Source organism: Microbacterium sp. NPDC076768 (genome assembly GCF_040687205.1).
In the GTDB taxonomy this organism is placed as follows: domain Bacteria; phylum Actinomycetota; class Actinomycetes; order Actinomycetales; family Microbacteriaceae; genus Microbacterium.
In genome coordinates this window covers 795,828-819,108 of the sequence record NZ_JBFBMU010000002.1, presented here as the reverse complement: position 1 = coordinate 819,108, position 23,281 = coordinate 795,828, and the positions used below count along the sequence as shown (strand labels likewise).

24 protein-coding genes are annotated in these 23,281 nt (G+C 63.3%); all 24 read left to right on the top strand.

Annotated features, from left to right (window positions below):
* Window positions 1–22 precede the first annotated feature (22 nt).
* The 24 genes from pyrR (at window position 23) to lgt (ending at window position 23,226) form a co-directional block, all read left to right on the top strand.
* On the top strand, window positions 23–553 hold the full coding sequence (gene pyrR, locus AB0O87_RS10345; RefSeq protein WP_363515113.1) for a bifunctional pyr operon transcriptional regulator/uracil phosphoribosyltransferase PyrR: 531 nt from the start codon (window positions 23–25) through the stop codon (window positions 551–553).
* Window positions 550–1,515, top strand: a complete 966-nt coding sequence (locus AB0O87_RS10340; protein WP_363515110.1) for an aspartate carbamoyltransferase catalytic subunit — start codon at window positions 550–552, stop codon at window positions 1,513–1,515. The genes pyrR and AB0O87_RS10340 overlap by 4 nt, the downstream gene beginning before the upstream one ends.
* Window positions 1,512–2,816, top strand: a complete 1,305-nt coding sequence (locus tag AB0O87_RS10335; protein WP_363515107.1) for a dihydroorotase — start codon at window positions 1,512–1,514, stop codon at window positions 2,814–2,816. Before AB0O87_RS10340 ends, AB0O87_RS10335 begins: the two co-directional genes overlap by 4 nt.
* On the top strand, window positions 2,813–3,325 hold the full coding sequence (locus AB0O87_RS10330) for a hypothetical protein (protein ID WP_363515104.1): 513 nt from the start codon (window positions 2,813–2,815) through the stop codon (window positions 3,323–3,325). The genes AB0O87_RS10335 and AB0O87_RS10330 overlap by 4 nt, the downstream gene beginning before the upstream one ends.
* Window positions 3,322–4,542, top strand: coding sequence for a glutamine-hydrolyzing carbamoyl-phosphate synthase small subunit (gene carA / locus AB0O87_RS10325; protein ID WP_363515101.1), 1,221 nt, complete (start codon window positions 3,322–3,324; stop codon window positions 4,540–4,542). The genes AB0O87_RS10330 and carA overlap by 4 nt, the downstream gene beginning before the upstream one ends.
* The gene (gene carB / locus AB0O87_RS10320; RefSeq protein ID WP_363515098.1) at window positions 4,542–7,829 is read left to right on the top strand and encodes a carbamoyl-phosphate synthase large subunit; all 3,288 of its coding nucleotides are present in this window, start codon (window positions 4,542–4,544) and stop codon (window positions 7,827–7,829) included. The genes carA and carB overlap by 1 nt, the downstream gene beginning before the upstream one ends.
* Window positions 7,826–8,671, top strand: a complete 846-nt coding sequence (gene pyrF / locus AB0O87_RS10315) for an orotidine-5'-phosphate decarboxylase (RefSeq protein ID WP_363515095.1) — start codon at window positions 7,826–7,828, stop codon at window positions 8,669–8,671. Before carB ends, pyrF begins: the two co-directional genes overlap by 4 nt.
* The gene (gene gmk / locus AB0O87_RS10310; RefSeq protein WP_363515092.1) at window positions 8,664–9,575 is read left to right on the top strand and encodes a guanylate kinase; all 912 of its coding nucleotides are present in this window, start codon (window positions 8,664–8,666) and stop codon (window positions 9,573–9,575) included. Before pyrF ends, gmk begins: the two co-directional genes overlap by 8 nt.
* Window positions 9,576–9,639: 64 nt before the next feature.
* The gene (rpoZ, locus tag AB0O87_RS10305) at window positions 9,640–9,894 is read left to right on the top strand and encodes a DNA-directed RNA polymerase subunit omega (RefSeq protein WP_017204385.1); all 255 of its coding nucleotides are present in this window, start codon (window positions 9,640–9,642) and stop codon (window positions 9,892–9,894) included.
* A gap of 88 nt (window positions 9,895–9,982) precedes the next feature.
* On the top strand, window positions 9,983–11,176 hold the full coding sequence (metK, locus tag AB0O87_RS10300; protein ID WP_363515089.1) for a methionine adenosyltransferase: 1,194 nt from the start codon (window positions 9,983–9,985) through the stop codon (window positions 11,174–11,176).
* A gap of 16 nt (window positions 11,177–11,192) precedes the next feature.
* Window positions 11,193–13,151, top strand: a complete 1,959-nt coding sequence (locus tag AB0O87_RS10295) for a primosomal protein N' (protein ID WP_363515087.1) — start codon at window positions 11,193–11,195, stop codon at window positions 13,149–13,151.
* Between the two features lie 18 nt (window positions 13,152–13,169).
* Window positions 13,170–14,090 (top strand): methionyl-tRNA formyltransferase, encoded by a 921-nt coding sequence (locus AB0O87_RS10290; RefSeq protein WP_363515085.1) that lies wholly within the window; start codon window positions 13,170–13,172, stop codon window positions 14,088–14,090.
* Complete coding sequence (locus AB0O87_RS10285; RefSeq protein WP_363515083.1) at window positions 14,087–15,583, top strand: transcription antitermination factor NusB; 1,497 nt, start codon at window positions 14,087–14,089, stop codon at window positions 15,581–15,583. The genes AB0O87_RS10290 and AB0O87_RS10285 overlap by 4 nt, the downstream gene beginning before the upstream one ends.
* Window positions 15,584–15,587: 4 nt before the next feature.
* Window positions 15,588–16,268 carry a ribulose-phosphate 3-epimerase gene (gene rpe, locus AB0O87_RS10280; protein WP_363515081.1) on the top strand — a complete coding sequence of 227 codons (681 nt, stop codon included), beginning with the start codon at window positions 15,588–15,590 and terminating at the stop codon, window positions 16,266–16,268.
* On the top strand, window positions 16,265–16,528 hold the full coding sequence (locus AB0O87_RS10275) for a phosphoribosyl-ATP diphosphatase (RefSeq protein ID WP_363515079.1): 264 nt from the start codon (window positions 16,265–16,267) through the stop codon (window positions 16,526–16,528). Before rpe ends, AB0O87_RS10275 begins: the two co-directional genes overlap by 4 nt.
* 38 nt (window positions 16,529–16,566) lie before the next feature.
* Entirely contained in the window at window positions 16,567–17,409 is an 843-nt protein-coding gene (gene hisG / locus AB0O87_RS10270; protein WP_363515077.1) for an ATP phosphoribosyltransferase, read from the top strand.
* A complete protein-coding gene (gene hisF, locus AB0O87_RS10265) occupies window positions 17,409–18,170 on the top strand; it encodes an imidazole glycerol phosphate synthase subunit HisF (RefSeq protein ID WP_363515075.1) in 762 nt (253 codons plus the stop codon). The genes hisG and hisF overlap by 1 nt, the downstream gene beginning before the upstream one ends.
* On the top strand, window positions 18,167–18,547 hold the full coding sequence (hisI, locus tag AB0O87_RS10260; RefSeq protein ID WP_363515072.1) for a phosphoribosyl-AMP cyclohydrolase: 381 nt from the start codon (window positions 18,167–18,169) through the stop codon (window positions 18,545–18,547). Before hisF ends, hisI begins: the two co-directional genes overlap by 4 nt.
* Complete coding sequence (locus tag AB0O87_RS10255; protein ID WP_363515069.1) at window positions 18,544–19,131, top strand: Trp biosynthesis-associated membrane protein; 588 nt, start codon at window positions 18,544–18,546, stop codon at window positions 19,129–19,131. Before hisI ends, AB0O87_RS10255 begins: the two co-directional genes overlap by 4 nt.
* A 47-nt stretch (window positions 19,132–19,178) precedes the next feature.
* A complete protein-coding gene (locus AB0O87_RS10250) occupies window positions 19,179–19,409 on the top strand; it encodes an HGxxPAAW family protein (RefSeq protein WP_363515066.1) in 231 nt (76 codons plus the stop codon).
* Window positions 19,409–20,182 carry an indole-3-glycerol phosphate synthase TrpC gene (trpC, locus tag AB0O87_RS10245; protein ID WP_363515063.1) on the top strand — a complete coding sequence of 258 codons (774 nt, stop codon included), beginning with the start codon at window positions 19,409–19,411 and terminating at the stop codon, window positions 20,180–20,182. Before AB0O87_RS10250 ends, trpC begins: the two co-directional genes overlap by 1 nt.
* On the top strand, window positions 20,182–21,390 hold the full coding sequence (gene trpB, locus AB0O87_RS10240; RefSeq protein ID WP_363515060.1) for a tryptophan synthase subunit beta: 1,209 nt from the start codon (window positions 20,182–20,184) through the stop codon (window positions 21,388–21,390). Before trpC ends, trpB begins: the two co-directional genes overlap by 1 nt.
* Window positions 21,387–22,190 carry a tryptophan synthase subunit alpha gene (gene trpA / locus AB0O87_RS10235; RefSeq protein ID WP_363515057.1) on the top strand — a complete coding sequence of 268 codons (804 nt, stop codon included), beginning with the start codon at window positions 21,387–21,389 and terminating at the stop codon, window positions 22,188–22,190. The genes trpB and trpA overlap by 4 nt, the downstream gene beginning before the upstream one ends.
* Before the next feature lie 10 nt (window positions 22,191–22,200).
* Entirely contained in the window at window positions 22,201–23,226 is a 1,026-nt protein-coding gene (gene lgt / locus AB0O87_RS10230) for a prolipoprotein diacylglyceryl transferase (protein WP_363515054.1), read from the top strand.
* Window positions 23,227–23,281 lie beyond the last annotated feature (55 nt).

The following is a 23,281-nucleotide window of genomic DNA, read 5'->3' as shown; positions in this document are numbered from 1 at the left end:
GAGGCGGAGAAGGGAGCGGCCGATGAGCATGCGCACTGTGCTGCACGAAGCCGACATCTCACGAGCATTGACTCGTATCGCGCACGAAATTCTGGAGTCGAATCGAGGGGCCGAAAACCTCGTCCTCCTGGGAATCCCCACTCGGGGGGTCACGCTCGCCCATCGTCTTGGCGCGCTGATCAGTGAGATCGCGCAGAGGTCGGTTCCTGTCGGATCGCTGGATGTCACGCTGTTTCGCGATGACCTCGCCAAGCACCCGACGCGTTCCCCTCAGCCCACAGATATTCCAGGTGGGGGCATAGACGGCAAGACTGTCGTGCTCGTCGATGACGTGCTTTTTTCTGGACGCAGCATTCGCGCCGCTCTCGATGCGATTCAGTCGATCGGACGCCCCGCCGTCGTGCGCCTCGCGATCCTTGTCGATCGTGGCCATCGCGAGCTTCCGATCCGCCCCGACTTTGTGGGAAAGAACATCCCCTCGGCCCGCTCAGAGCGGGTCAACGTCCGCCTCGTCGAAAACGATGGGGCAGAGGAGGTGACGATCGGCGAATGAGACACCTCCTCGATACACGCACGCTCGACAAAACCACCGCCCTGCGGATTCTCGATGTCGCAGAAGACATGTCTGACACTCAGTCGCGCGAGGTCAAGAAACTCCCGACACTCCGGGGCAAGACCGTCGTCAACCTCTTTTTCGAAGACTCGACGCGCACGCGGATCTCTTTCGAGGCGGCGGCCAAGCGGCTCTCCGCCGACGTGATCAACTTTGCCGCCAAGGGGTCGAGCGTCTCCAAAGGTGAAAGCCTGAAAGATACGGCGCAGACCCTGGAAGCCATCGGTGCCGACGCTGTGGTTGTGCGGCACCCCGGTTCTGGCGCTCCGCAGACGCTGGCCACCAGCGAGTGGATCTCAGCGGGTGTGGTCAACGCGGGAGACGGAACGCATGAGCACCCCACGCAGGCGTTGCTTGATGCTTTCACAATCCGCAAACGTCGTTTCGGTGCAGATAGCAGGGGACAAGACCTCAGCGGCATGCGCGTTGTCATCGTGGGCGACGTACTGCACTCACGAGTAGCGCGTTCAAACGTCTGGCTCCTCACCACGCTCGGCGCCGAGGTCACACTGGTAGCGCCGCCGACGCTGGTGCCGCAGAACGTATCGCTCTGGCCGGTTCGGGTGGTGTACGACCTGGATGAGGCGCTCGTCGAAGAGCCAGACGCCGTGATGATGCTGCGGATTCAGCTCGAACGGATGAACGCCGCGTATTTCCCGACTGAGCGGGAGTATTCCCGTCGCTGGGGGCTGGACGCACGGCGAGTCGCTGCTCTCCCGAGCGGTAGCATTGTGATGCACCCCGGACCCATGAACCGGGGACTAGAAATTTCTTCTGAAGCAGCTGATTCCCCCCGCTCCACTGTCCTGGAACAGGTCACGAACGGGGTGTCAGTCCGCATGGCGGTGCTGTACTTGCTGTTGGCAGGAGAACGAGACGACGAACGAGGGGGAAACCTGTGAACGAGACCCTCGTGATCACCGGTGCACAGCTACTCGGCGCCGAGAGCGCCGACATCATCATCGAAGACGGCCGGATCGCGGAGATCGGCAGCGGACTCCGCCGCACAGGTGCCCGCGTCATCGACGCTGCAGGGCTGGTGGCATTGCCTGGTCTTGTCGATTTGCACACCCACCTGCGGGAACCTGGGTACGAAGCCTCCGAGACTATTCTCACAGGCACCAAAGCCGCGGCTGCTGGCGGCTTCACCGCCGTGTTCGCCATGCCGAACACGTCGCCTGTTGCCGACACCGCCGGCGTCGTCGAACAGGAGTTGGCGCTCGGGGAAGCAGCTGGCTACGCCACGGTGCAACCCATCGGCGCTGTCACTGTCGGTCAGAAAGGTCAGCGTCTTGCCGAACTCGGCGCGATGGCGACCTCCCGTGCGCAGGTGCGTGTTTTCAGCGACGACGGCTTCTGCGTGTTCGACCCGCTGATCATGCGCCGTGCGTTGGAATACGTGAAGTCGTTCGGCGGCGTGATCGCCCAGCACGCCCAAGATCCGCGTCTTACCGAAGGCGCGCAGATGAACGAAGGAACCGTCTCAGCCGAGCTCGGCCTTACCGGGTGGCCAGCTGTTGCCGAAGAGTCGATTATTGCTCGCGACGTGCTGCTGGCAGAGCATGTCGGTTCACGACTGCACGTGTGCCACCTGTCGACGGCCGGTTCGGTGGACATCATCCGCTGGGCCAAAAAGCGCGGCATCAACGTGACCGCCGAGGTGACGCCGCATCACCTGCTGCTTTCAGACGAGCTTGTGCGTGGCTACGACGCACGGTACAAAGTCAACCCGCCGCTGCGCCGCGAAGAAGACGTGCACGCGGTGCGCGAAGGTCTCGCCGACGGCACAATCGACATCGTGGCGACCGATCATGCCCCGCACCCGAGTGAGAACAAGGCGTGCGAGTGGCAGGCGGCAGCCAACGGCATGGTGGGCCTTGAAAGTGCCCTGCGGGTGGTTCACCAGGCGATGGTGCAGACCGGCATGCTCGAATGGACCGATATCGCACGCGTCATGAGCGCGACGCCTGCACGCATCGGCGGTCTTGCCGGACACGGCACTCCCCTCGAAGTCGGGCAGCCAGCACACTTGACGCTCTACGATGCCTCCGTCGATGGGACATTCACCGAAGCCGATCTGCACGGGCGTAGCGTGAACTCGCCCTACTTGGGTCGTGCGTTGCCAGGCCGTGTGGAATACACAATTCACCGCGGTCTTGTCACCGTTGACGGCGCGAGCGTCGTCGAGGAGCTTCTCGCATGAGCGCTCGGGACCTCGCAGTCGCGATCATGATCGCGCTTGCCGTCTCGGTGTTGCTGGTGATGCTTTTCGCATGGCGACGACGAATCCGGCGGGATGCGGTATTCACCGCCCCGCTTGGAGTTCCCGAACACGCAGAGGTCGTCCGGCGTGACGAAGTGCTCTACGTCTCAACGACGCACCACGAACAGCCGCTGGAGCGGCTTGCCGTGTCGCCACTGGCTTACAGGGCGCGCGGCGAGATCGCTCTCACCGACCGCGGTGTGGCGCTCTGTCTGGATGGCGCACCGACGGTGTTCCTTTCTCGCAGCAGGCTGGTCGCCATCGACAGCGCGAACGTCACCATCGACCGCGTGGTGGAATCCGGTGGCCTGGTGCGTATCGCCTGGAACATCGACGACAACACCATTGTCGACAGCTATATGCGCCTCGCCAATGGCGATCCCCAGAACCTCATCTCCGACCTGCAGCAGCTCGTCCCCGCTGCCACCGACACAGGAGCATCTTCATGACAGTTTCGACCTCATCAGGGCACGCCACCGCGGCCCAGCTTCCCGACCCAGCCATCCTCGTGCTGGAAGACGGCACCAGGCACACCGGACGCGCATACGGCGCCCGCGGACGAACCCTCGGTGAAGTAGTTTTCTCCACCGGGATGTCTGGCTACCAAGAGACGATCACTGACCCCTCGTACGCCGGACAGATCGTCTTGCAGACGGCGCCGCATATCGGCAACACCGGGATGAACGACGAAGACGCCGAGTCTCGTCGCATCTGGGTCGCCGGCTACATCGTCAGAGACCCCTCCAGAGTTGTCTCCAACTGGCGGGCGAACGCGTCGCTCGACGACGTGCTCGTCAGCGACGGCGTTGTGGGCATTAGCGGCATTGATACCCGCTCGATCACACGCCACATTCGCGCTGCTGGCTCAATGCGCGGCGGCATCTTCTCCGGCCCCGATGCAGATTTGGATGCCGATGAGCAGCTGCGCATCGTGCGCGAAGCTCCGCAGATGGCAGGAAGAAACCTCTCCGCAGAAGTTTCAGTCGAGCGGAATGAAGTCACGCAGGCAACGGGGGAGCGGATCGGCAACCTCGCCGTGCTCGACCTTGGCGTCAAACAGGCCACGATCAACAACCTCGCCGCGCGCGGCTTCGAGGTGCACGTGCTCCCTCAGCACGTAACCATCGACGATATCCGCGCAATTGACCCCGTCGCGGTGTTCTACTCCAACGGACCTGGCGACCCCGCAGCATCGGGCGACCATGTCGCTCTGCTGCGTTCGGTTTTGGATGAAGGCCTTCCATTCTTCGGAATCTGCTTCGGCAACCAACTTCTCGGGCGCGCGCTAGGTCTCGGCACTTACAAGTTGCCTTTCGGTCACCGCGGCATCAATCAACCAGTGCTCGACAAAGAAACAGGGCGCGTGGAGATCACCGCGCACAACCACGGATTCGCCGTTGAAGCTCCACTGGATGGTTCTTTCGACAGCCCGAACGGGTACGGCAAAGTGGAAGTGAGCCACGTCGGTCTCAACGACAACGTGGTGGAGGGTCTTCGGGCGCTCGACATTCCCGCGTTCTCGGTGCAGTACCACCCAGAGGCAGCGGCTGGCCCGCACGATGCCAACTACCTCTTCGACCGGTTCCGTGAGCTTGTGGTGAAGTCCCTTCGACAGGCACAGGGAACCAATCAGGCTCAGGGAACCACCCAGGGAGACGCAAAGTAATGCCCAAGCGCGACGACATCAACTCCGTCCTCGTCATCGGTTCTGGCCCCATCGTTATCGGCCAGGCCTGTGAATTCGACTACTCCGGCACCCAGGCGTGCCGCGTGCTTCGGGAAGAGGGCGTCAGAGTCATTCTGGTCAACTCCAACCCGGCCACGATTATGACCGACCCCGACTTCGCAGACGCGACGTACATCGAACCGATCACCCCAGAGGTCATCGAAACGATCATCGCCAAAGAGAAGCCAGACGCGATTCTGCCGACCCTCGGCGGGCAGACAGCGCTGAACGCCGCTATGTCGCTGCACGAGCAGGGCATCTTGGAGAAGTACGGCGTCGAGCTCATCGGCGCCAAGGTGGAAGCCATCCGCAAGGGCGAAGATCGCCAGGTCTTCAAGGAGCTTGTCCTCGAAGCGGGGGCAGACGTTGCGCGCAGCGTGATCGCGCACACAATGGATGACCTGCTCGCCGGTGCAGAAGAACTCGGCTACCCGGTCGTCGTCCGGCCTTCGTTCACGATGGGCGGTTTGGGCTCCGGGTTCGCCTTCAACGAGGCAGACCTTCGGCGCATCGGTGGAGCGGGTCTTCGCGACTCGCCGACCACCGAAGTGCTCCTCGAAGAGTCCATCCTGGGATGGAAAGAGTATGAGCTCGAGCTCATGCGCGACACCGCAGACAATACGGTCGTCGTGTGCTCCATCGAAAACGTCGATCCGGTCGGCGTGCACACCGGTGACTCGATCACCGTTGCCCCTGCGCTGACGCTCACCGATCGTGAGTACCAGAACATGCGCGACATCGGCATCGACATCATTCGCGCCGTGGGTGTGGACACAGGCGGTTGCAACATCCAGTTCGCGGTGGATCCGTCCAACGGCCGCATCATCGTGATCGAGATGAACCCTCGGGTGTCCCGGTCCAGCGCACTCGCGTCGAAGGCCACAGGCTTCCCCATCGCGAAGCTCGCCGCAAAGCTCGCGCTCGGCTACCGCCTCGACGAGATTCCCAACGACATCACCGGTGTGACTCCAGCGAGCTTCGAGCCGACACTCGACTACGTCGTGGTGAAGGTTCCGCGGTTCGCATTTGAGAAGTTCCCGGCTGCTGACGCCACGCTGACCACCACCATGAAGTCGGTGGGCGAGGCGATGGCCATCGGGCGCAACTACGCGACAGCGCTGCAGAAGGCACTCCGTTCGCTCGAGAAGCGCGGCTCCGGCTTCCACTGGGGTGTCGAAGAGCGTTCAGTGGAAGAGCTGCTCGAGATTTCAAAGATTCCGACCGACGGCCGTATCGTGACCTTGCAGCAGGCACTGCGCAAGGGCGCTACTGTCGAGCAGGCTTTCGATGCGACAGCGATGGATCCGTGGTTCCTCGACCAGATCGTGCTCATCAACGAGGTCGCCGAGATCGTGCGCAACGCGCCAGAGCTTGACGCCGCCACCCTGCGTTACGCCAAAGAGCACGGCTTCTCCGACGCACAGCTCGCTGAGCTGCGTGGTTCGAAGGAAGAGGAGGTGCGCGGTGTGCGCCGCGGCCTGGGTATTCGTCCCGTGTACAAGACTGTCGATACCTGCGCTGGCGAGTTCCCTGCGCTGACGCCGTATCACTACTCGAGCTATGACTTTGAGACCGAAGTCACTCCCTCTGACCGCACCAAGGTCGTCATCATCGGCTCCGGCCCGAACCGCATCGGCCAGGGTGTGGAGTTCGACTACTCGTGCGTGCACGCGTCGTTCGCCCTCTCAGACGCGGGTTTTGAGACGGTGATGGTCAACTGCAACCCGGAGACTGTCTCGACGGACTACGACACCTCCGACAGGCTCTACTTCGAGCCGCTCACGCTCGAAGACGTTCTGGAAGTCCTCGATGCAGAGGCGGCGAGCGGCACGATCCTCGGTGTCGTGTGTCAGCTCGGCGGCCAAACGCCCCTCGGACTCGCTAAGGGAATCGAGGCAGCGGGTTACACGGTCCTCGGCACCAGCCCCGCAGCAATCGACCTCGCAGAAGAGCGCGAGCTCTTCTCGCGTCTCCTCGACGAGGCTGGCCTGCTCGCGCCGCGAAACGGAACCGCGATCGACGTCGATGGCGCTGTGCGCATCGCCGAAGAAATCGGCTACCCGGTCCTCGTGCGGCCCAGCTTCGTGCTCGGTGGACGCGGCATGGAGATCGTCTACGACACTGCTTCTCTGCGCGACTACTTTGTGCGCACCGCTGACGAGGTCGTGATTGAAGAGGGCAAGCCGTTGCTGGTTGACCGCTTCCTTGACGACGCGATCGAACTCGACGTGGATGCGCTGTACGACGGTACCGATCTCTTCATCGGTGGAGTCATGGAGCACCTCGAAGAAGCAGGCATCCACTCCGGAGATTCCAGCTGCACGCTGCCGCCGGTCTCGCTCGGGCGCACCGATGTTGACCGCGTGCGCGAAGCCACGCTCGCCATCGCCAAGGGCGTGGGCGTGCGGGGCCTATTGAACGTGCAGTTCGCGATCAGCGCCGGCGTCCTGTACGTGATTGAGGCGAACCCCCGCGCGAGCCGTACCGTTCCGTTCGTCTCCAAGGCACTCGGCATTCCGATGGCGAAGGCGGCGAGCCGAGTGATGGCTGGATCGACGATCGCCGAACTCCGCGCAGAAGGCATGCTGCCTATTCAGGACGGATCCAGGGTGCCGTTGGATGCACCGGTGTCGGTGAAAGAGGCTGTGCTTCCGTTTAAGCGGTTCCGCACCGCTGACGGGAAGACCGTTGACTCGATCCTCGGACCGGAGATGCGCTCAACTGGCGAAGTCATGGGAATCGACCGCGATTTCCCCACGGCTTTCGCGAAGAGTCAGGCGGCCGCGTATGGCGGCATGCCCACCTCCGGCACGGTGTTCATCTCGGTCGCAGACTCTGACAAGCGTGCCGTGATTCTGCCAGCACACCGCCTGCAGCAGCTCGGATTCACGATTGTGGCCACTGAGGGCACCGCAGAGATTCTGTCCCGTAACGGCATTGCCGTCACCGTGGTCGAGAAGTACAGCGCCACGCAAGAATCCGGAGCGAAGAACATCGTCGATCTGATCAACGACGGTGAGATCGACATTGTCGTGAACACACCTTCTGGTGGCACCGCGCGCGCCGATGGGTACGAGATTCGGGCCGCAGCAGTCGCCGCTGACAAGGCTCTGTTCACCACGATGGCAGTTCTGGGCGCGGCAGTGAGCGGAATGGACGCCGCACACGAAGGCTTCGAGGTGAAGAGCCTTCAGGAGTACGCGCTGGACCGGAAGGCAGCGCTGTGACCCCACGCTTCGGCGAACGCGTTCGCGCGGTTCTGCGCGAACACGGACCGCTCTGCGTCGGCATCGACCCCCACGCTGCGTTGCTCGCGGCGTGGGGGCTGGATGAGGATGCACACGGGGTGCGCGAGTTCGGGCTTCGTACCGTCGAGGCGGCTGTCGGGCGCGTCGGGATCGTGAAGCCGCAAGTGTCTTTCTTCGAACGCTTTGGATCCCGTGGTATCGCCGCTCTCGAAGATGTATTGGCCGCTGCCAGAGAAGCAGACCTGGTCGTGATCGCTGATGCAAAGCGAGGCGACATCGGCTCGACGATGGAGGACTACGCCCGAGCATGGCTGACTCCCGGCTCACCGTTGGAAGCCGATGCGCTCACCGTAAACCCGTACCTGGGGGTCGGCGCGCTTGACGGAGCATTTGGCCTTGCGGAGCAAAGCGGCAAAGGGCTTTTCGTCCTTGCCGCCACGAGCAATCCAGAAGCGGAAGAGATTCAGCGTTCCACCACTCGCGGTGGTGCAACGGTCTCGGCCTCGGTGATCGCGGAGGTATCTGCCCGCAATGCTCAGGTGATCGGTGAAGGGGAGTGGGGGAGCTTTGGCTTCGTCATTGGAGCCACCGTCGACTGGGCTCCGACCGGAATCGACTCGTTCACCCCGACTGCTCCCATCCTCGCCCCCGGCTTCGGGGCGCAGGGAGCAACCCCAGCAAATCTTCGACCGCGCTTCGGGGTGATGTCGAATGCGGTGATTGCCAGCGAAAGCCGCAGCATTCTTTCTGCAGGGCCCGCCGGCTTGGCAGAGGCGATTTCTACCCGCGCCGCTCAGTATCTCGAGGTAACTAGTGTCTGACCCACAACGTACGGTCCCCGAAGTCGATCGGGCAGCCGCCGCCCGCCGTGCCGTAGAAAGAAGACGCGCACGCGCATCGGTCAAACGTGACCTCGCCATGCGGGTCGTCACCCCGCAAGAGGTTTTGCACCGAGCATCCGCCGACGCGGAGTCGGTGGAAGGTTCGATGCGCATCACCGATTTCTTACTCGCGCTGCCTGCCATCGGCGCAGGTAAGCGGGATCGTGTGTTGGACGAACTGCACATCTCTCCCGTAAAGCGCCTCGGCGGATTGGGCGCGCGACAGCGCCGGGTCCTGGAGGACTGGCTCGACTCCCGTTTTCCGCTGCCAGCCCCTCGCGGCGCACGCAGCAGGCTGCTGGTATTGGCTGGCCCCACGGCCGTGGGGAAGGGGACAGTCGCGGCGCATATTCGTGAAAACAACCCAGAGATTCATCTCTCTGTGTCTGCGACAACGCGCGCACCTCGACCGGGTGAGATCGATGGTGTGCACTACTACTTCGTTGACGATGCGGAGTTTGATCGCCTGATTGCGGAAGACGAGCTACTGGAGTACGCCGTCGTTCATAACCGTTCGCGCTACGGCACGCCGCGCGCGCCCATCGACGCGGCGCTGGCCGAGGGCAAGACCGTTCTGCTGGAGATCGATCTGCAGGGTGCGCGGCAGGTGCGTCGCGCAGAACCAGCCGCGACACTCATCTTTTTGCTGCCGCCGAGCTGGGACGAATTGGTGCAGCGACTGGTCGGTCGCGGCACAGAAGAGGCCGAGGAACGCGCACGCCGACTCCGCACTGCGAAGGTCGAACTTGCCTCTCAGAACGAGTTCGACCACCTCATCGTGAACGAGGACGTCGCCACTGCGGCTCGCGAGGTCGTAGAATTGTCTTCAAGCTCTGCGCGCTGATCGTCTTCGCGCGCCTTTGCACCGTCTTCGCGACGATCCCGTCGCCTGATCAGGAGGTCTCACTATGGCCGGACACAACAACGGCATCATCGATCCCCCCATCGACAACCTGCTCGACCGGGTCGACTCGAAGTACGAGCTCGTGATCTACGCCGCAAAGCGCGCGCGCCAGATCAACGACTACTACTCCGACCTTCACGAGGGCAACCTCTTCGACAACGTGGGCCCGCTGGTCGACTCCTCTGTCGAGGACAAGCCGCTCACCATCGCGCTTCACGAAATCAACGAAGACAAGCTCCGCCTCCGTCACGCAGAGTGATGTTTGATACCGCGCCTTCGCTTTGTCGGAGGCGCGGTTCAGAATGGGTGCACTGCCCGCTTTCCACCTGTCTCGTTCTGGAGTACCGATGAGCGCCTTGCGTCTGTTCACGTCTGAGTCCGTCACCGAGGGGCACCCAGACAAAATCTGTGACCAGATCTCGGACAGCATCCTCGACGGCTTGCTCTCCAAAGATCGCGACTCGCGCGTGGCCGTAGAGACGCTCGTCACGACGGGTCTCGTTCACGTCGCCGGCGAGATCCGCACCGACGCGTATGTCGATATCCCGACCATCGTCCGCGATGTTGTCAACGGTATCGGCTACACCTCCAGCGACACCGGCTTCGACGGTGCTTCGTGCGGCGTCAGCGTATCGGTGGGGGAGCAGTCCACTGACATCGCGCACGGTGTCGACAGCGCGCAAGAGCATCGCGACGGATCCTCCGTTGATCCCCTCGACAGCCTCGGCGCTGGTGACCAGGGCATCATGTTCGGGTTCGCCACAAATGAGACGCCACAGCTCATGCCGATGGCTGCGTGGACAGCGCACCGGCTCGCGGAGCGTCTGACCGAAGTGCGCCGCGACGGCACGCTTCCCTTCTTGCGACCAGACGGCAAGACCCAGGTAACGCTCGGATACGACGGATTCACTCCGAAAACCGTCGATGCGGTTGTGGTCTCCACGCAACATCACCCCGACATTTCGCAGGAAGAGCTCAGGGCTCAGGTGCGCGAGCATGTCATCGACCCGGTGCTCGCTATGACGGGCCTCGACCTCGATGCGGTGACGCACTACATCAACCCTGCTGGCCCTTTCGTCACCGGCGGCCCCAAGGGCGATGCAGGTCTCACTGGACGCAAGATCATCATCGACACCTACGGCGGCGCAGCACGCCACGGTGGCGGAGCCTTCAGCGGCAAAGACCCCTCGAAGGTCGACCGTTCTGGTGCCTACGCGACCCGGTGGGTCGCAAAGAATGCTGTCGCCGCTGGACTGGCTGATCGTCTCGAGGTGCAGGTGGCGTACGCCATCGGCGTTGCACGTCCTGTCGGTTTGTATGTGGAGTCTTTTGGTACCGGCAAGGTATCGGACGAGATCATCACGCAGGCGATTAACAAGGTGTTCGATCTGCGCCCGCAAGCCATCATCGAGCAGCTCGATCTGCTCCGGCCGATCTACGCAGCAACCGCTGCGTATGGCCACTTTGGTCGCGAACTTCCTGATTTCACGTGGGAACGCACCGACCGCGCAGAAGAGTTGCGTCGCGCTGCCGGGCTCTGATCGGGAGCCGGTTTTGATGCCTGCGGCGAGCCGGCGCATCGCTCGTGTGCTCCTTGATTCTCCGCTGCCACAGTTAGACCGACTCTTCGATTACTCGCTTCCGGCACACTTCGGAGATGTGCCAATAGGTGTGCGCGTGCGCGTACCTCTGCGCACCGCCGGACGGGTTGTCGACGGCTACATCGTCGCGATCGATACCGAAGATGACGCTGATAGGCCTCTTTCTGAAGTCGATTCGGTCGTCTCTGCGGTGCAGGTGTTGCCCGAAAGGCTGCACGCGCTCGCGCGACGGGTCGCCGATCGCGCGGCTGGCTCTGCGTCCGATGTGCTGCGCCTTGTGATCCCAAAGCGTCAGGTGCGGGTAGAGAAGGCATGGACGGCCGACGCCCCCGCTCCGACGCTCGATGAAGGCCCACGTCTCCGCGCTGAAGAGATCGTCGGCGTCTACGACGGACTTGCTTGCGTTCTTGACGAGCAGGGCCGTGCCGCCGTCGAGGCTGTGCCTCAGCTCACCGACGGTGTGCAGGGGTGGGCGCTCTTGCTTGCCGCCGCGGCGGGGCGAATGCTGGCGGCAGGCAAGTCTTCCGTTTTGGTGGTCCCTGATCACCGCGACCTCGATCGGCTTCTCGAGGCGCTCACACTTCTTGTGCCAGCCGATGCGGTGGTCCGGCATGATGCTCAGCAATCGAATCCCGATCGCTACCGCGCCTTCCTCCGCACGCTAGAGGATGCTCCCTGCATCGTGGTCGGCAACCGATCGGCGGTTTACGCTCCCGTCATCGCGGGGTTGGTCGCCATTTGGGACGACGGCGACTCGCTGCTCGGCGAGCCTCTTTCCCCCTATGTCAATGCGAGGGATGCGGCGCTGCTGAGACAAGAGCTGGAGGGCTCAGCGCTCCTGTTCGCAGGGCACACTCGCACCACTGACGTGGAACGTTTAGTTGTACTCGGCTGGTTGCGGGATGTGAGGGCGACACGACGGGTGCTTCCGCGCGTAGTGCTCAGCACCCCGCAAGAAATGGAGCAGCCGACCGCTCAGCGAATGCCGTCGTCGGCGTTCCTCGCAGCGCGCACTGCCGCGCAGGAGGGGCCAGTGCTTGTGCAGGTCTCTCGACCCGGGTTTTCTCCGTCGCTGGTGTGTGCCGAGTGCCGGGCACCCGCACGCTGCGCGCACTGCGGCGGCCCCCTGGGGGCACGCCATCGCGGCGCGATACCCGTGTGCGGCTGGTGCGGCCGTAGCGCCAGCGCGTGGGCGTGCCCGGCGTGTTCGTCGACAAAGCTCCGCCTCTCGTCGTCGGGGAGTGAACGCACTGCCGATGAATTAGGACGTGCGTTTCCCGGGGTCCGGGTCATCGTCGCTGACAGCGCACACCCGGTAGAGCGCGTCGATAGCAAGCCTGCGCTCGTTGTCGCGACCAGGGGCGCGGAACCGCTGGCGGATGGTGGGTATCGCGCTGTCGTTCTGCTCGATGGCCCTCGTATGCTCCAGGCACCTGACCTCCGTGTCGCCGAATCGTGCCTGCGGTGGTGGTCAAACGCCGCTGCGCTTGCTGCACCAGGCGCTCCCGTGCACCTGGTCGGTGTGAACGGTGCCGTGGCGAAGGCTCTCGCTACCTGGAATCACGCGGCTCATGCGCGCTCAGAGCTCGACAGCAGGGCTCCATTGCATATGCCCCCCACAACCCGAGTAGCACTGGTGCAGGGGTCCGTGCCAGCGGTGGCACGCGCGATGGCGGCCCTCACCGAACTCGCCCTCCCGGCAGACGCCGTGCTCGGCCCCGTCCCTGTGGAATCCGATGACATCCCGCCTCGGGTGCGGGCGCTCGTCAGATTTGACTACGCGTCGGGTGCTCGCGTGGCAACGGTCCTCCGCGCCGCTGTCGTTGCCGAGGCCGTCGGCGGGCGTCGAGGCAAAGGGCGTGCGACCAAGAGCACACTCTCGGTTCGCCTCGATATCCTCGATCCAGAGCTCTAACCTTTCCGGAGAACCTTCATGCGCCTTGTCTTTGCCGGCACACCCTCTGCCGCCGTGCCCACTCTTCGTCGTCTGGCGATCTCCCACGAAATCGCGGCTGTGGTGACCAGACCAGATGCCCCTCTCGGCCGTCGCCGCGTGTTGACGCCGTCGCCGGTCGCTCAGGCCGCAGAGGAACTCGGTCTGCCTGTGATCAGGACGGCGAAGCTTGACGACGCAGCGACGGCGGAGATCACCTCTTTGAACGCAGAGCTGGGAGTGATTGTCGCCTACGGCGGGCTCGTCCGCGAACCTCTGCTCTCGACACCAGCGGCCGGGTGGATCAATCTGCACTTTTCTCTGCTTCCGGCTTGGCGTGGAGCGGCGCCCGTGCAGCGGGCGCTGATCGCCGGCGACCGCACGCTCGGCGCGAGCGTGTTCCAGTTGGTCGCCGAACTCGATGCCGGAGACGTGTTCGCCATGCGAGAGGTGTCGTTGAGCGAAACAGCAACGGCAGGTGAGGCTCTGGACGCATTAGCAGCAGACGGCGCCGAGCTCACGGCCACTGTCGTAGACGCAATCGAGAACGGCACGGCCGTGGCTGTGCCGCAAGAGGGTGAGCCGACGTCGGCGAAGAAACTGACGCTTGTTGACGGACTTCTCGATTGGAGCCAGCCGCTGGAAGCAGTGTTCGCTCGCTTCCGTGGTGTGACGCCCGAGCCGGGGGCACACACGACGGTCGAAGGACTGCCGTTCAAGATTCTGGAAGCTGTGCCAGCATTCGATGCCGCACCGCTGGGTGCAGGTCAGATCAGGGGAACAAAAACTGCTCTCCACATCGGCACAGCGACGGGTGCACTTGCCGTCACCCGCGTTCAGCCTGCGGGCAAGGGCGCAATGAACGCACTCGACTGGTGGCGCGGGCAGCGCGACACTGAAAATCTGAAGGCAGGATCATGAGCGACCAGGGCAGAAACAACCGTTCTCCGCAGTCGCAGGCGAGACGTGGCCGCGCCGGAAACTCCGCACAGCCGCGCGAATCCGGACAGCGGGGAACAACGCGCACTGTTCAGCCAGCCAGACGCGTCGCGTTTGATGTGCTTCGCGCCGTGTCGGAGACGGATGCATACGCAAACCTCGTTCTTCCCTCCGCTATCGCCGATGCGCGACTCACCCCGCAAGACGCAGCGCTTGCGACGGAGCTCACCTACGGCACGTTGCGGCGACTCGGCACCTACGATGCGATCATCGCTTCGGCGGCTGACCGCGCGACCGACACCATCGACCCTGCGGTTCTTGACGCCCTACGGCTCGCCGTGCATCAACTTCTCGCCACTCGCGTCGCCTCCCACGCGGCAGTGAACGAGTCAGTGAACCTGGCCGCCATCGCCTCTGGACGCGGTGCGTCCAGCTTTGTCAATGCGGTCCTCCGCCGTATCACCCGTGACTCGGTGGAAACTTGGCAGACGCGGATCGAAGAGCAAGCGCGCTCCGATGACGAGCGACTGGCGCTGCGATCGGCCCATCCAGTGTGGGTTATCCGTGCGTTGCGTCGGGCACTCGCTGCGGAGGGACGCGCTGACGAGCTTGAGGCGCTCCTTGAGGCAGACAACGCGTCTCCTGAGGTCACTCTGGTGGCGTTGCCTGGGCTTGCTGAACCAGACGAACCACGTCTGCCTTACGCATCAACGGCGTTCACTTCCCCTGGCGGCGACCCGCGTCTCTCGGTCGACCGCTCCGGCGGCACGATTCGCGTGCAGGATGAGGGCTCACAGCTTGTCGCCCTTGCGCTCGCTAGCGCGGCGCCAATAGTTGCAGGGGAGCGGTGGCTCGATCTGTGCGCCGGCCCCGGGGGAAAGACCGCGCTTCTTGGCGCGATCGCTCTCCAGCACGACGTCACGCTCGAGGCGAATGAGGTTGTGCCAGTGCGTGCTCGCCTCGTACGCAAAGCGCTGCGAGCGGTCCCTGGCGAGATTGAAGTCCACGAGCAAGACGGGCGTCAGCTCGCCACGTCGCGCGCGGGGGAGTTCGACAGGGTGCTCGTCGATGCGCCGTGCACTGGTCTGGGCGCACTGCGGCGCCGTCCGGAGGCCCGGTGGCGTAAGTCACCCGCCGACGTCGCCGAACTCGTCCCGCTTCAGGTCGAGCTGCTTTCTGCCGCTCTCGACGCGCTTGCTCCCGGAGGTATCGCCGCCTATGTGACCTGCTCACCGCATCTGGCTGAGACAACAGGCGTCGTCAAAGAAGTGCTCCGAGAGCGCACTGACATCGTTGAGCTGGATGCACGCGCCGTCGTAACAGGCACTGCCCAGTCGCCCATCGACTTGGCAGCTGAGGGCCGTTCTGGCTCAGGGAGCGTGCAACTGTGGCCACACCGCCACGGCACAGACGCCATGTTCCTCGCGTTGTTGCAACGCTCAGCGACCGCTACCGGTGACCGGAAGGAAGACTAAGACGATGAACCTCCCCGCTGCTCCGCGCATTAATCCGAGCATTCTCGCCGCAGACTTCGTCAATATGCAGGCCGATCTTGCTCGCATCGCGAGTGCCGATTTTGCGCACGTCGATGTGATGGACAACCATTTCGTGCCAAATCTGACCTTCGGTACCCAGATGGTGGAGCGCATTCAGGCGACGAGCCCTATCCCGCTCGACGTACACCTCATGATCACTGACCCTGAGCGCTGGGCACCGGATTATGCCGAGCTCGGCGCCGCCAGCGTGACCTTTCACCTTGAAGCCGCCACAGAGCCCATCGCGCTGGCTCGTCGATTGCGCGATATGGGCGCACGCGCCGGCGTGGCGGTAAAGCCCGCAACACCGGTAGACGAGCTCTATGAGGTGCTGGACGAGTTCGATCAGATTTTGGTGATGACCGTTGAACCTGGATTCGGCGGGCAAGGTTTCATGCCAGAGACGATGCCGAAGTTGCAGGCGCTGTCTGCCGAGGCACGTCGCCGCGGATCTCGCGTGTGGCTGCAGGTCGACGGGGGAATTTCTGATCGCACAATCGAGATTGCCGCAGCCGCTGGAGCAGACACTTTTGTGGCCGGATCAGCCGTCTACGGCGCCGACGACGTCGAAGCTGCCGTGAACGGGCTCAGAGACCTCGCTCGAGCCGTTAGCCTAGAGCAGTGAAGACTTTCGACGAGCTGTTTGCTGAGCTCAGCGTCAAGGCCGAGACCCGTCCAGAGGGATCGGGAACGGTCGCCGAGCTCGACGGTGGCGTACACACAATCGGCAAGAAGATTGTCGAAGAGGCCGCCGAAGTGTGGATGGCGTCGGAATATGAGTCCAACGAGGACGCAGCGGGAGAGATCTCTCAGCTGCTCTACCACGTGCAGGTCATGATGATCGCAAAGGGTCTCAGCCTGCAAGATGTCTATCGACATCTGTGATGCGCTCCGTAATGACCTCTTCTAACTGAAAGCTCTCCATGCTGCGCATTGCTGTTCCCAACAAAGGCTCACTCTCTGAGACCGCCGCCGACATGCTCGCTGAGGCCGGATACGCCGGTCGTCGCGACACCAAGACGCTCCACATCGTTGACGCCGAGAACGACGTCGAGTTTTTCTTCCTGCGTCCCAAAGACATTGCGACCTACGTCGGCTCCGGTGCCATTGACGTGGGCATCACAGGCCGCGACCTTCTTCTGGACGCCAGGATGCCCGGCGCTCGGGAAATCGAAGCTTTAGGCTTCGCGGGGTCAACGTTCCGGTTCGCTGCTCCCACAGGGCAGTTCTCCGATGTCTCCGAACTCGATGGCCTGCGCATTGCCACCTCGTACCCCGGCCTTGTTGACGCCTTCCTCGACGAGCGCGACATCGCTGTAGACCTGGTGCCGCTGGATGGTGCAGTCGAGTCGGCTGTTCGGCTCGGCGTCGCAGATGCAGTAGCTGACGTCGTTGAGACGGGCACGACCCTTCGCCAGGCCGGGCTTGAGGTGTTCGGCCCTGTGATCCTCCAGTCCGAGGCCGTGCTTATCGCCGGACCGGCTGACGCCGAAGGGGCAGACACGCTTTTGCGTCGCCTTCGCGGCGTGATGGTGGCCCGCCGCTTCGTCATGATCGACTACGACCTTCCGGTCGCGCTTCTCGATGAGGCAGTGAAGGTCGCTGGCGGCGTGGAGTCGCCCACGGTCTCTCCACTGCGCGACCCCGAGTGGGTAGCCGTGCGGGTGATGGTCGCTCGTTCGCGAGTAAACCCGGTAATGGATGCGCTCTACGCACTCGGTGCGCGCGCGATTCTCGTTACCGCTATTCACAACGCGAGGATCTGATGACCCTCGCTAGTCGGGTCATCGCTTGCCTCGATGTCGCCGGTGGACGCGTGGTTAAAGGCGTCAAGTTCGAGAATTTGCGCGACATGGGCGATCCCGTCGAACTCGCCAGACACTACGCCGCCCAGGGCGCGGATGAGATCACTTTCCTCGATGTGACGGCTACGGTCGACGCACGCGAGACGACATACGACGTTGTACAGCGCACCGCAGAACAGGTGTTCGTCCCGCTGACTGTCGGCGGGGGAGTGCGCAGCGTCGACGACGTCGCGCGGCTTCTTTCTGTGGGGGCAGACAAGGTCGGTGTGAACTCGGCGGCAATTGCGCGGCCCGAGCTCATCGGCGAGATCGCTGACCGGTTCGGCGCACAGGTCCTGGTGCTCTCACTCGACGTCAGGCGAGCGCCAGCGACACCTTCGGGTTTCGCCGTGACTACGCACGGAGGGCGAACACTCACCACTCTCGATGCGCTGGAATGGGCACGGGAGGCCACAGAGCGTGGCGCGGGCGAGCTGCTCGTGAACTCCATCGATGCTGACGGTACGCGTGACGGCTACGACCTCGACCTGATTCGGTTGATGCGCGAGATCTCTCCCGTACCCGTCATCGCCTCAGGAGGAGCGGGGAGTGTGTCTGATTTCGCCCCTGCGATCACAGCTGGCGCAGATGCCGTCCTCGCGGCGAGCGTTTTCCACACCGGAGCACTCACAGTCGGCAACGTCAAAGATGCACTGCGCACGGAAGGAATCCTGGTTCGATGAGCTCCCGAGATCACGACGCCAGTGCCGTTGATGAGCGCATTGCTCAGGTTGCATTCACCGCAGAAGGTTTGGCTCCCGTCATCGTTCAGCAGTGGGATAGCCGTGAAGTGCTCATGCTGGCCTGGGTTGATGCCGAGGCACTTCGCCGCACGCTAACGTCTGGCCGCGCGACCTACTGGTCCCGCTCCCGACAGGAGTATTGGCGCAAGGGAGATACCTCCGGACACATCCAGGTTGTGCGTGAGGCACGACTTGACTGCGATGGGGACGCGATTCTGCTTCTGGTCGATCAGACAGGACCCGCATGTCACACAGGCACCCGCACCTGTTTCGACGCCACAGACCTGGGCGCAGCTGACGGAACTGGTCCGTCATGAATCTCGCACAGCGCGGACGCTCGATCTCCGTCTTGGGGTTTCTTCTCGCGGGTGCGATCGGCATTATCTCGTCGACGCAAACGTGGTTTACGGTTGCGCGTGCCGATGCGAGCGAAGACATTTTGGTACCAGGTGCCTCCGCGCTGGTTCTGCTGGCTCCGCTGAGCTTGGCGGTGCTGGCGCTGGGCGCCGCGCTCTCCATCTCTGGTCGCGCTATTCGACTCATTTTCGGTATTTTCGCCGCGGCAACGGCCCTGATGCTCGGCTGGTCGACGCTGCAACTTCTCGTGGCTGACCCCGTCGATGCCATCTCAACGACCGTCACAGAGGTCACCGGGCTTGCGGGCGGCGAAGCAGTCAACGACGTCGTTGTCAGCATCACCCCATCGGCATGGCCCTACATCGCCCTCGTCGGCTGGGCAATCCTGCTCATCGCCTCTGTCGTTGTCCTCGCGACCTGGCGGCAGTGGAAGGCCGGAGGGCGGCGCTACCGCACTGATCACGTCGAGGTGGCCCACGATGGCCCCATCGACGCTGTCGATTCTTGGGACGAGCTGTCCCGCGGAACCGACCCCACTCGCTGACCCCGATAGACTGACACTGTCCCGCACGCCGTCCCCCGGAGGAGAACATGACCAACCCGATCGCTGACCCCGGCCACGGACACTCGCCTGCAGCCTGGACCGCTGTCGTGATCATGCTGGTCGGCGTCGCCGCCGGCACCGTCGCTTTTTGCTTCGAGGAGCCCACGCTCGTCCTGATTTCGGTCACACTCGTCCCCATCGGCGCAATCGTGGGATGGGCACTTGCAAAGGCCGGCTACGGCGTGAAGGGTCCGAAGTACTCTCCGAAGGCGCACTGATGGTCCTCGCCGACCTGACGGCCGGCGCTGTCGCAGACGCCGAGCGTCGCTCGCTCACACGCCCGTTCGCAACCGTCGAGCGCGCAGCACTGGAACGTACGCCTGCCAAAGACGCGATTGCATTTCTCGCCCCCGCTGAGCGCGTGAAGATCATTGCAGAGGTCAAGCGTGCCAGCCCGTCTCGGGGAGCACTGGCAGAGATCCCCGATCCTGCCTTCCAAGCCTCGCTGTATGAGCAGGGCGGCGCGTCTGCAATCAGTGTTCTCACCGAAGAGCGTCGGTTTGGCGGAAGCCTGGCTGATCTTGAGGCTGTCACGGCTCGTGTGTCGCTTCCGGTGTTGCGTAAGGACTTCATCGCCACGCGTTACCAGGTGTTAGAAGCGCGTGCTGCTGGTGCTGATCTGGTGCTTTTGATCGTGGCTGGGCTGGAGCCCGCCGTGCTGAAAGACCTTTTCGGATTCATTACCCAACTGGGCATGACCCCGCTAGTAGAGACGCACTCTGCCGACGAACTCGAGGCCGCAATAGACCTCGGGGCCGGTTTGATCGGTGTCAACGCACGCAACTTGAAAACTCTGGAACTCGACCGCGACCTGTTCGGACGCCTCGTCGACCGCATCCCAGACACTGCAGTAAAGATCGCGGAGTCCGCAGTACTCACCCCGGCCGATGTTCGGCACTATCGCTCAGCGGGGGCAGATGTGGTTCTGATCGGCGAGGCACTCGTGACCGGTGATCCCGTCGCGACCCTCACAAAATTCTTGGAGGCATAATGAGTCTGCGCGAGCAGCACGGCCCCTTCTTCGGCGACTTCGGTGGGCGCTACATGCCCGAATCGCTGATCGCCGCCATCGATGAGCTGACCGCGGCGTATGAGGCGGCGATCGTCGACCCGGAGTTCAAGGCGGAGCTCGCGCGCCTGCTGAGCTCCTACGCCGGCCGGCCCTCCGCGATTACCGAGGTTCCCCGCTTCGCTGAGCACGCTGGCGGTGCTCGCGTCTTCCTGAAGCGCGAGGATCTCAACCACACTGGTTCGCACAAGATCAACAACGTGCTCGGTCAGGCGCTTTTGACAAAGACACTCGGCAAAACGCGAGTGATCGCCGAGACGGGTGCAGGCCAACACGGTGTCGCTACCGCGACGGCCGCCGCGCTCTTCGGACTCGAGTGCACGATCTACATGGGCGAGGTCGACACCGAGCGACAGGCGCTGAACGTCGCTCGAATGCGTCTGCTCGGCGCGGAGGTCATTCCCGTCACCTCCGGTTCGCGCACGCTCAAAGACGCCATCAACGACGCCTACCGCGACTGGGTAGCCTCTGTTGAGACCACCAACTACATCTTCGGCACGGCCGCAGGACCGCACCCGTTCCCCGCTATGGTGCGCGACTTCCAGAAGATCATCGGCGAAGAGGCTCGTGCGCAACTTCTTGACGAGGTCGGACGGCTTCCTGACGCGGTGTTTGCGTGTGTCGGGGGAGGCTCCAATGCCATCGGCATGTTTGATGCATTCCTCGATGATGAATCCGTCAAGCTTTACGGCGTAGAAGCTGCCGGAGACGGCGTGGATACCGACAAGCACGCTGCCTCGATCGAGCGGGGTCGGCCTGGAGTGTTGCACGGCGCCAAGACATACGTGCTGCAAGACGAAGACGGACAGACGATTGAGTCCCATTCGATCTCGGCTGGACTCGACTACCCCGGCGTCGGCCCTGAGCACTCTTGGCTGGCGGACATCGGGCGCGCGGAGTACATTCCCGCCACCGATGACGAGGCGATGCAGGCACTGCGCCTGCTGAGCCGCACCGAGGGAATCATTCCCGCGATCGAATCGGCGCACGCTCTCGCCGGAGCAATGCGGCTGGGTCGCGAAATGGGCCCAGATGCCGTGATTGCTGTGTGCCTTTCTGGCCGTGGCGACAAAGACATGGACACCGCCGCTCGCTACTTCGAGCTGTACGACGCGGGAGTAGCAGAGTGAGTCGTATCGAGGAGGCAATCCAGAAGGCGAATGCCGCAGGTCGCAGCGCATTCGTCGGGTACCTTCCCGTCGGCTTTCCCGATCTCGAAACGAGCATTCAGGCGGCTATCGCGCTCGCGGAGAACGGCGTAGACATCATTGAACTGGGACCGCCGTACAGCGATCCAGTGATGGATGGCGCAATCATCCAAGAGGCAACTCGCACAGCCCTTGCCGCCGGGTTCCGGATGGCTGATCTCTTCACCGCTATCCGGGCGATCACTGCCGCGACCGATGTACCCGTCTTGGTGATGACCTACTGGAACCCGGTGATGCAGTACGGCATCGACCGCTACGCCGACGATCTGGCGGCGGCGGGCGGGGCTGGTCTCATTACCCCAGACATCACCCCAGATGCTGCGGGGGAGTGGATCGCCGCCAGCGAGCGGACCGGACTTGACCGCGTTTTCCTCGCTGCACCGACCTCGTCAGACGAACGCCTCAAGCTCGTCGTGGAGTCGTCGACAGGATTCGTCTACACCGTCTCGACGATGGGCATCACGGGAGAACGTGCCGAGCTTGATCTGGCCGCACGCACCCTTGTCGGTCGGTTGCGAGAGCAGGGCGCGCACCGTGCCTGTGTCGGTATCGGCATCTCCACCGCAGAACAGATCGCTGGCGTCTCCGAATACGCCGACGGAGCGATCGTGGGCACAGCACTTGTCCGCGCTCTGCGCGACGGCGGCGTACCCGCCCTCGCAGAAGTTACCCGAAACCTGGCGGCCGGCACTTCGTCGGCGCGCCCCGATACCGAGAACTAGAATCGCACTCATGTCACTCGCGCTCCACAGCACCTTCACCGGTGTGCTCGCCAGCATCCCGAGCCCCACGGTTTCTTACTTTGACCTCGGGCCCGTCCGGATTCACTTCTACGCGCTGTGCATCATCGCCGGCATCATTGCCGCCACGATCTTGACCAATCGGCGTCTCACCAAGCGTGGGGCAGAACCGTGGGTCGTCATCGACATCTCGATCCTCGCTGTGCCGCTGGCCATCATCGGTGCACGCATCTTCCATGTCGTCACGCACCCGAATGACTACTTCGGTGAAGGCCTCAACACCTGGAACCCCTTGCAGCCTGGTTCTGTTTGGGCAATCTGGGAGGGCGGCATCGCCATCTTCGGCGCACTGATTGGTGGTGCAATCGGCGCGTACCTCGGATGCCGTTGGACGGGTATCCGCTTCTGGACCTTCGCGGATGCTCTGGCGCCCGGTCTGCTGCTTGCCCAGGCAATGGGCCGCTTTGGCAACTGGTTCAACAACGAGCTCTTCGGTCTCCCCACCGATCTACCGTGGGGCTTGGAGATCGAGTCGACCAACTCCGCCTTCCCCCCAGGCCTGCCAGAAGGAACGCTTTTTCACCCGACGTTCCTCTACGAGGTGCTGTGGAACGGGCTCGGCGTGCTCGTCTTGCTGTGGCTCGGCCGCAAGCTGTTCTTCCAGTGGGGCCGTCTGTTCGCCATCTACCTGATCTGGTACAGCGCTGGTCGCGTGGTCTGGGAGTCGATCCGGATCGACCCGAGTGAGATTATTCTCGGGCTGCGCAGTAACGTCTTGGCCGCAATCATCGGCATCATCATCGGTGTCGCCATCCTGATCGTGCAGACTCGTCGTCACCCTGGCCTCGAGCCTTCGCCCTACAAGCCGGGTCGCGGGAGGACGGATGTAGACGCTGATGTACAATCGCAGAACAATCCCTCCGACTTCGTAGATGTGAGCGAGCCTCCAACCGAAGAAGTCACCGCAGGAGCCACTGCCACAAGCAGCGCTTCCCAGAGCGAGGGCGGCCCCCGATAACGCCGTCTCGCGGCGACAGAACCATTTCACTGAACGAGCGGGCCGACGTCGTCCC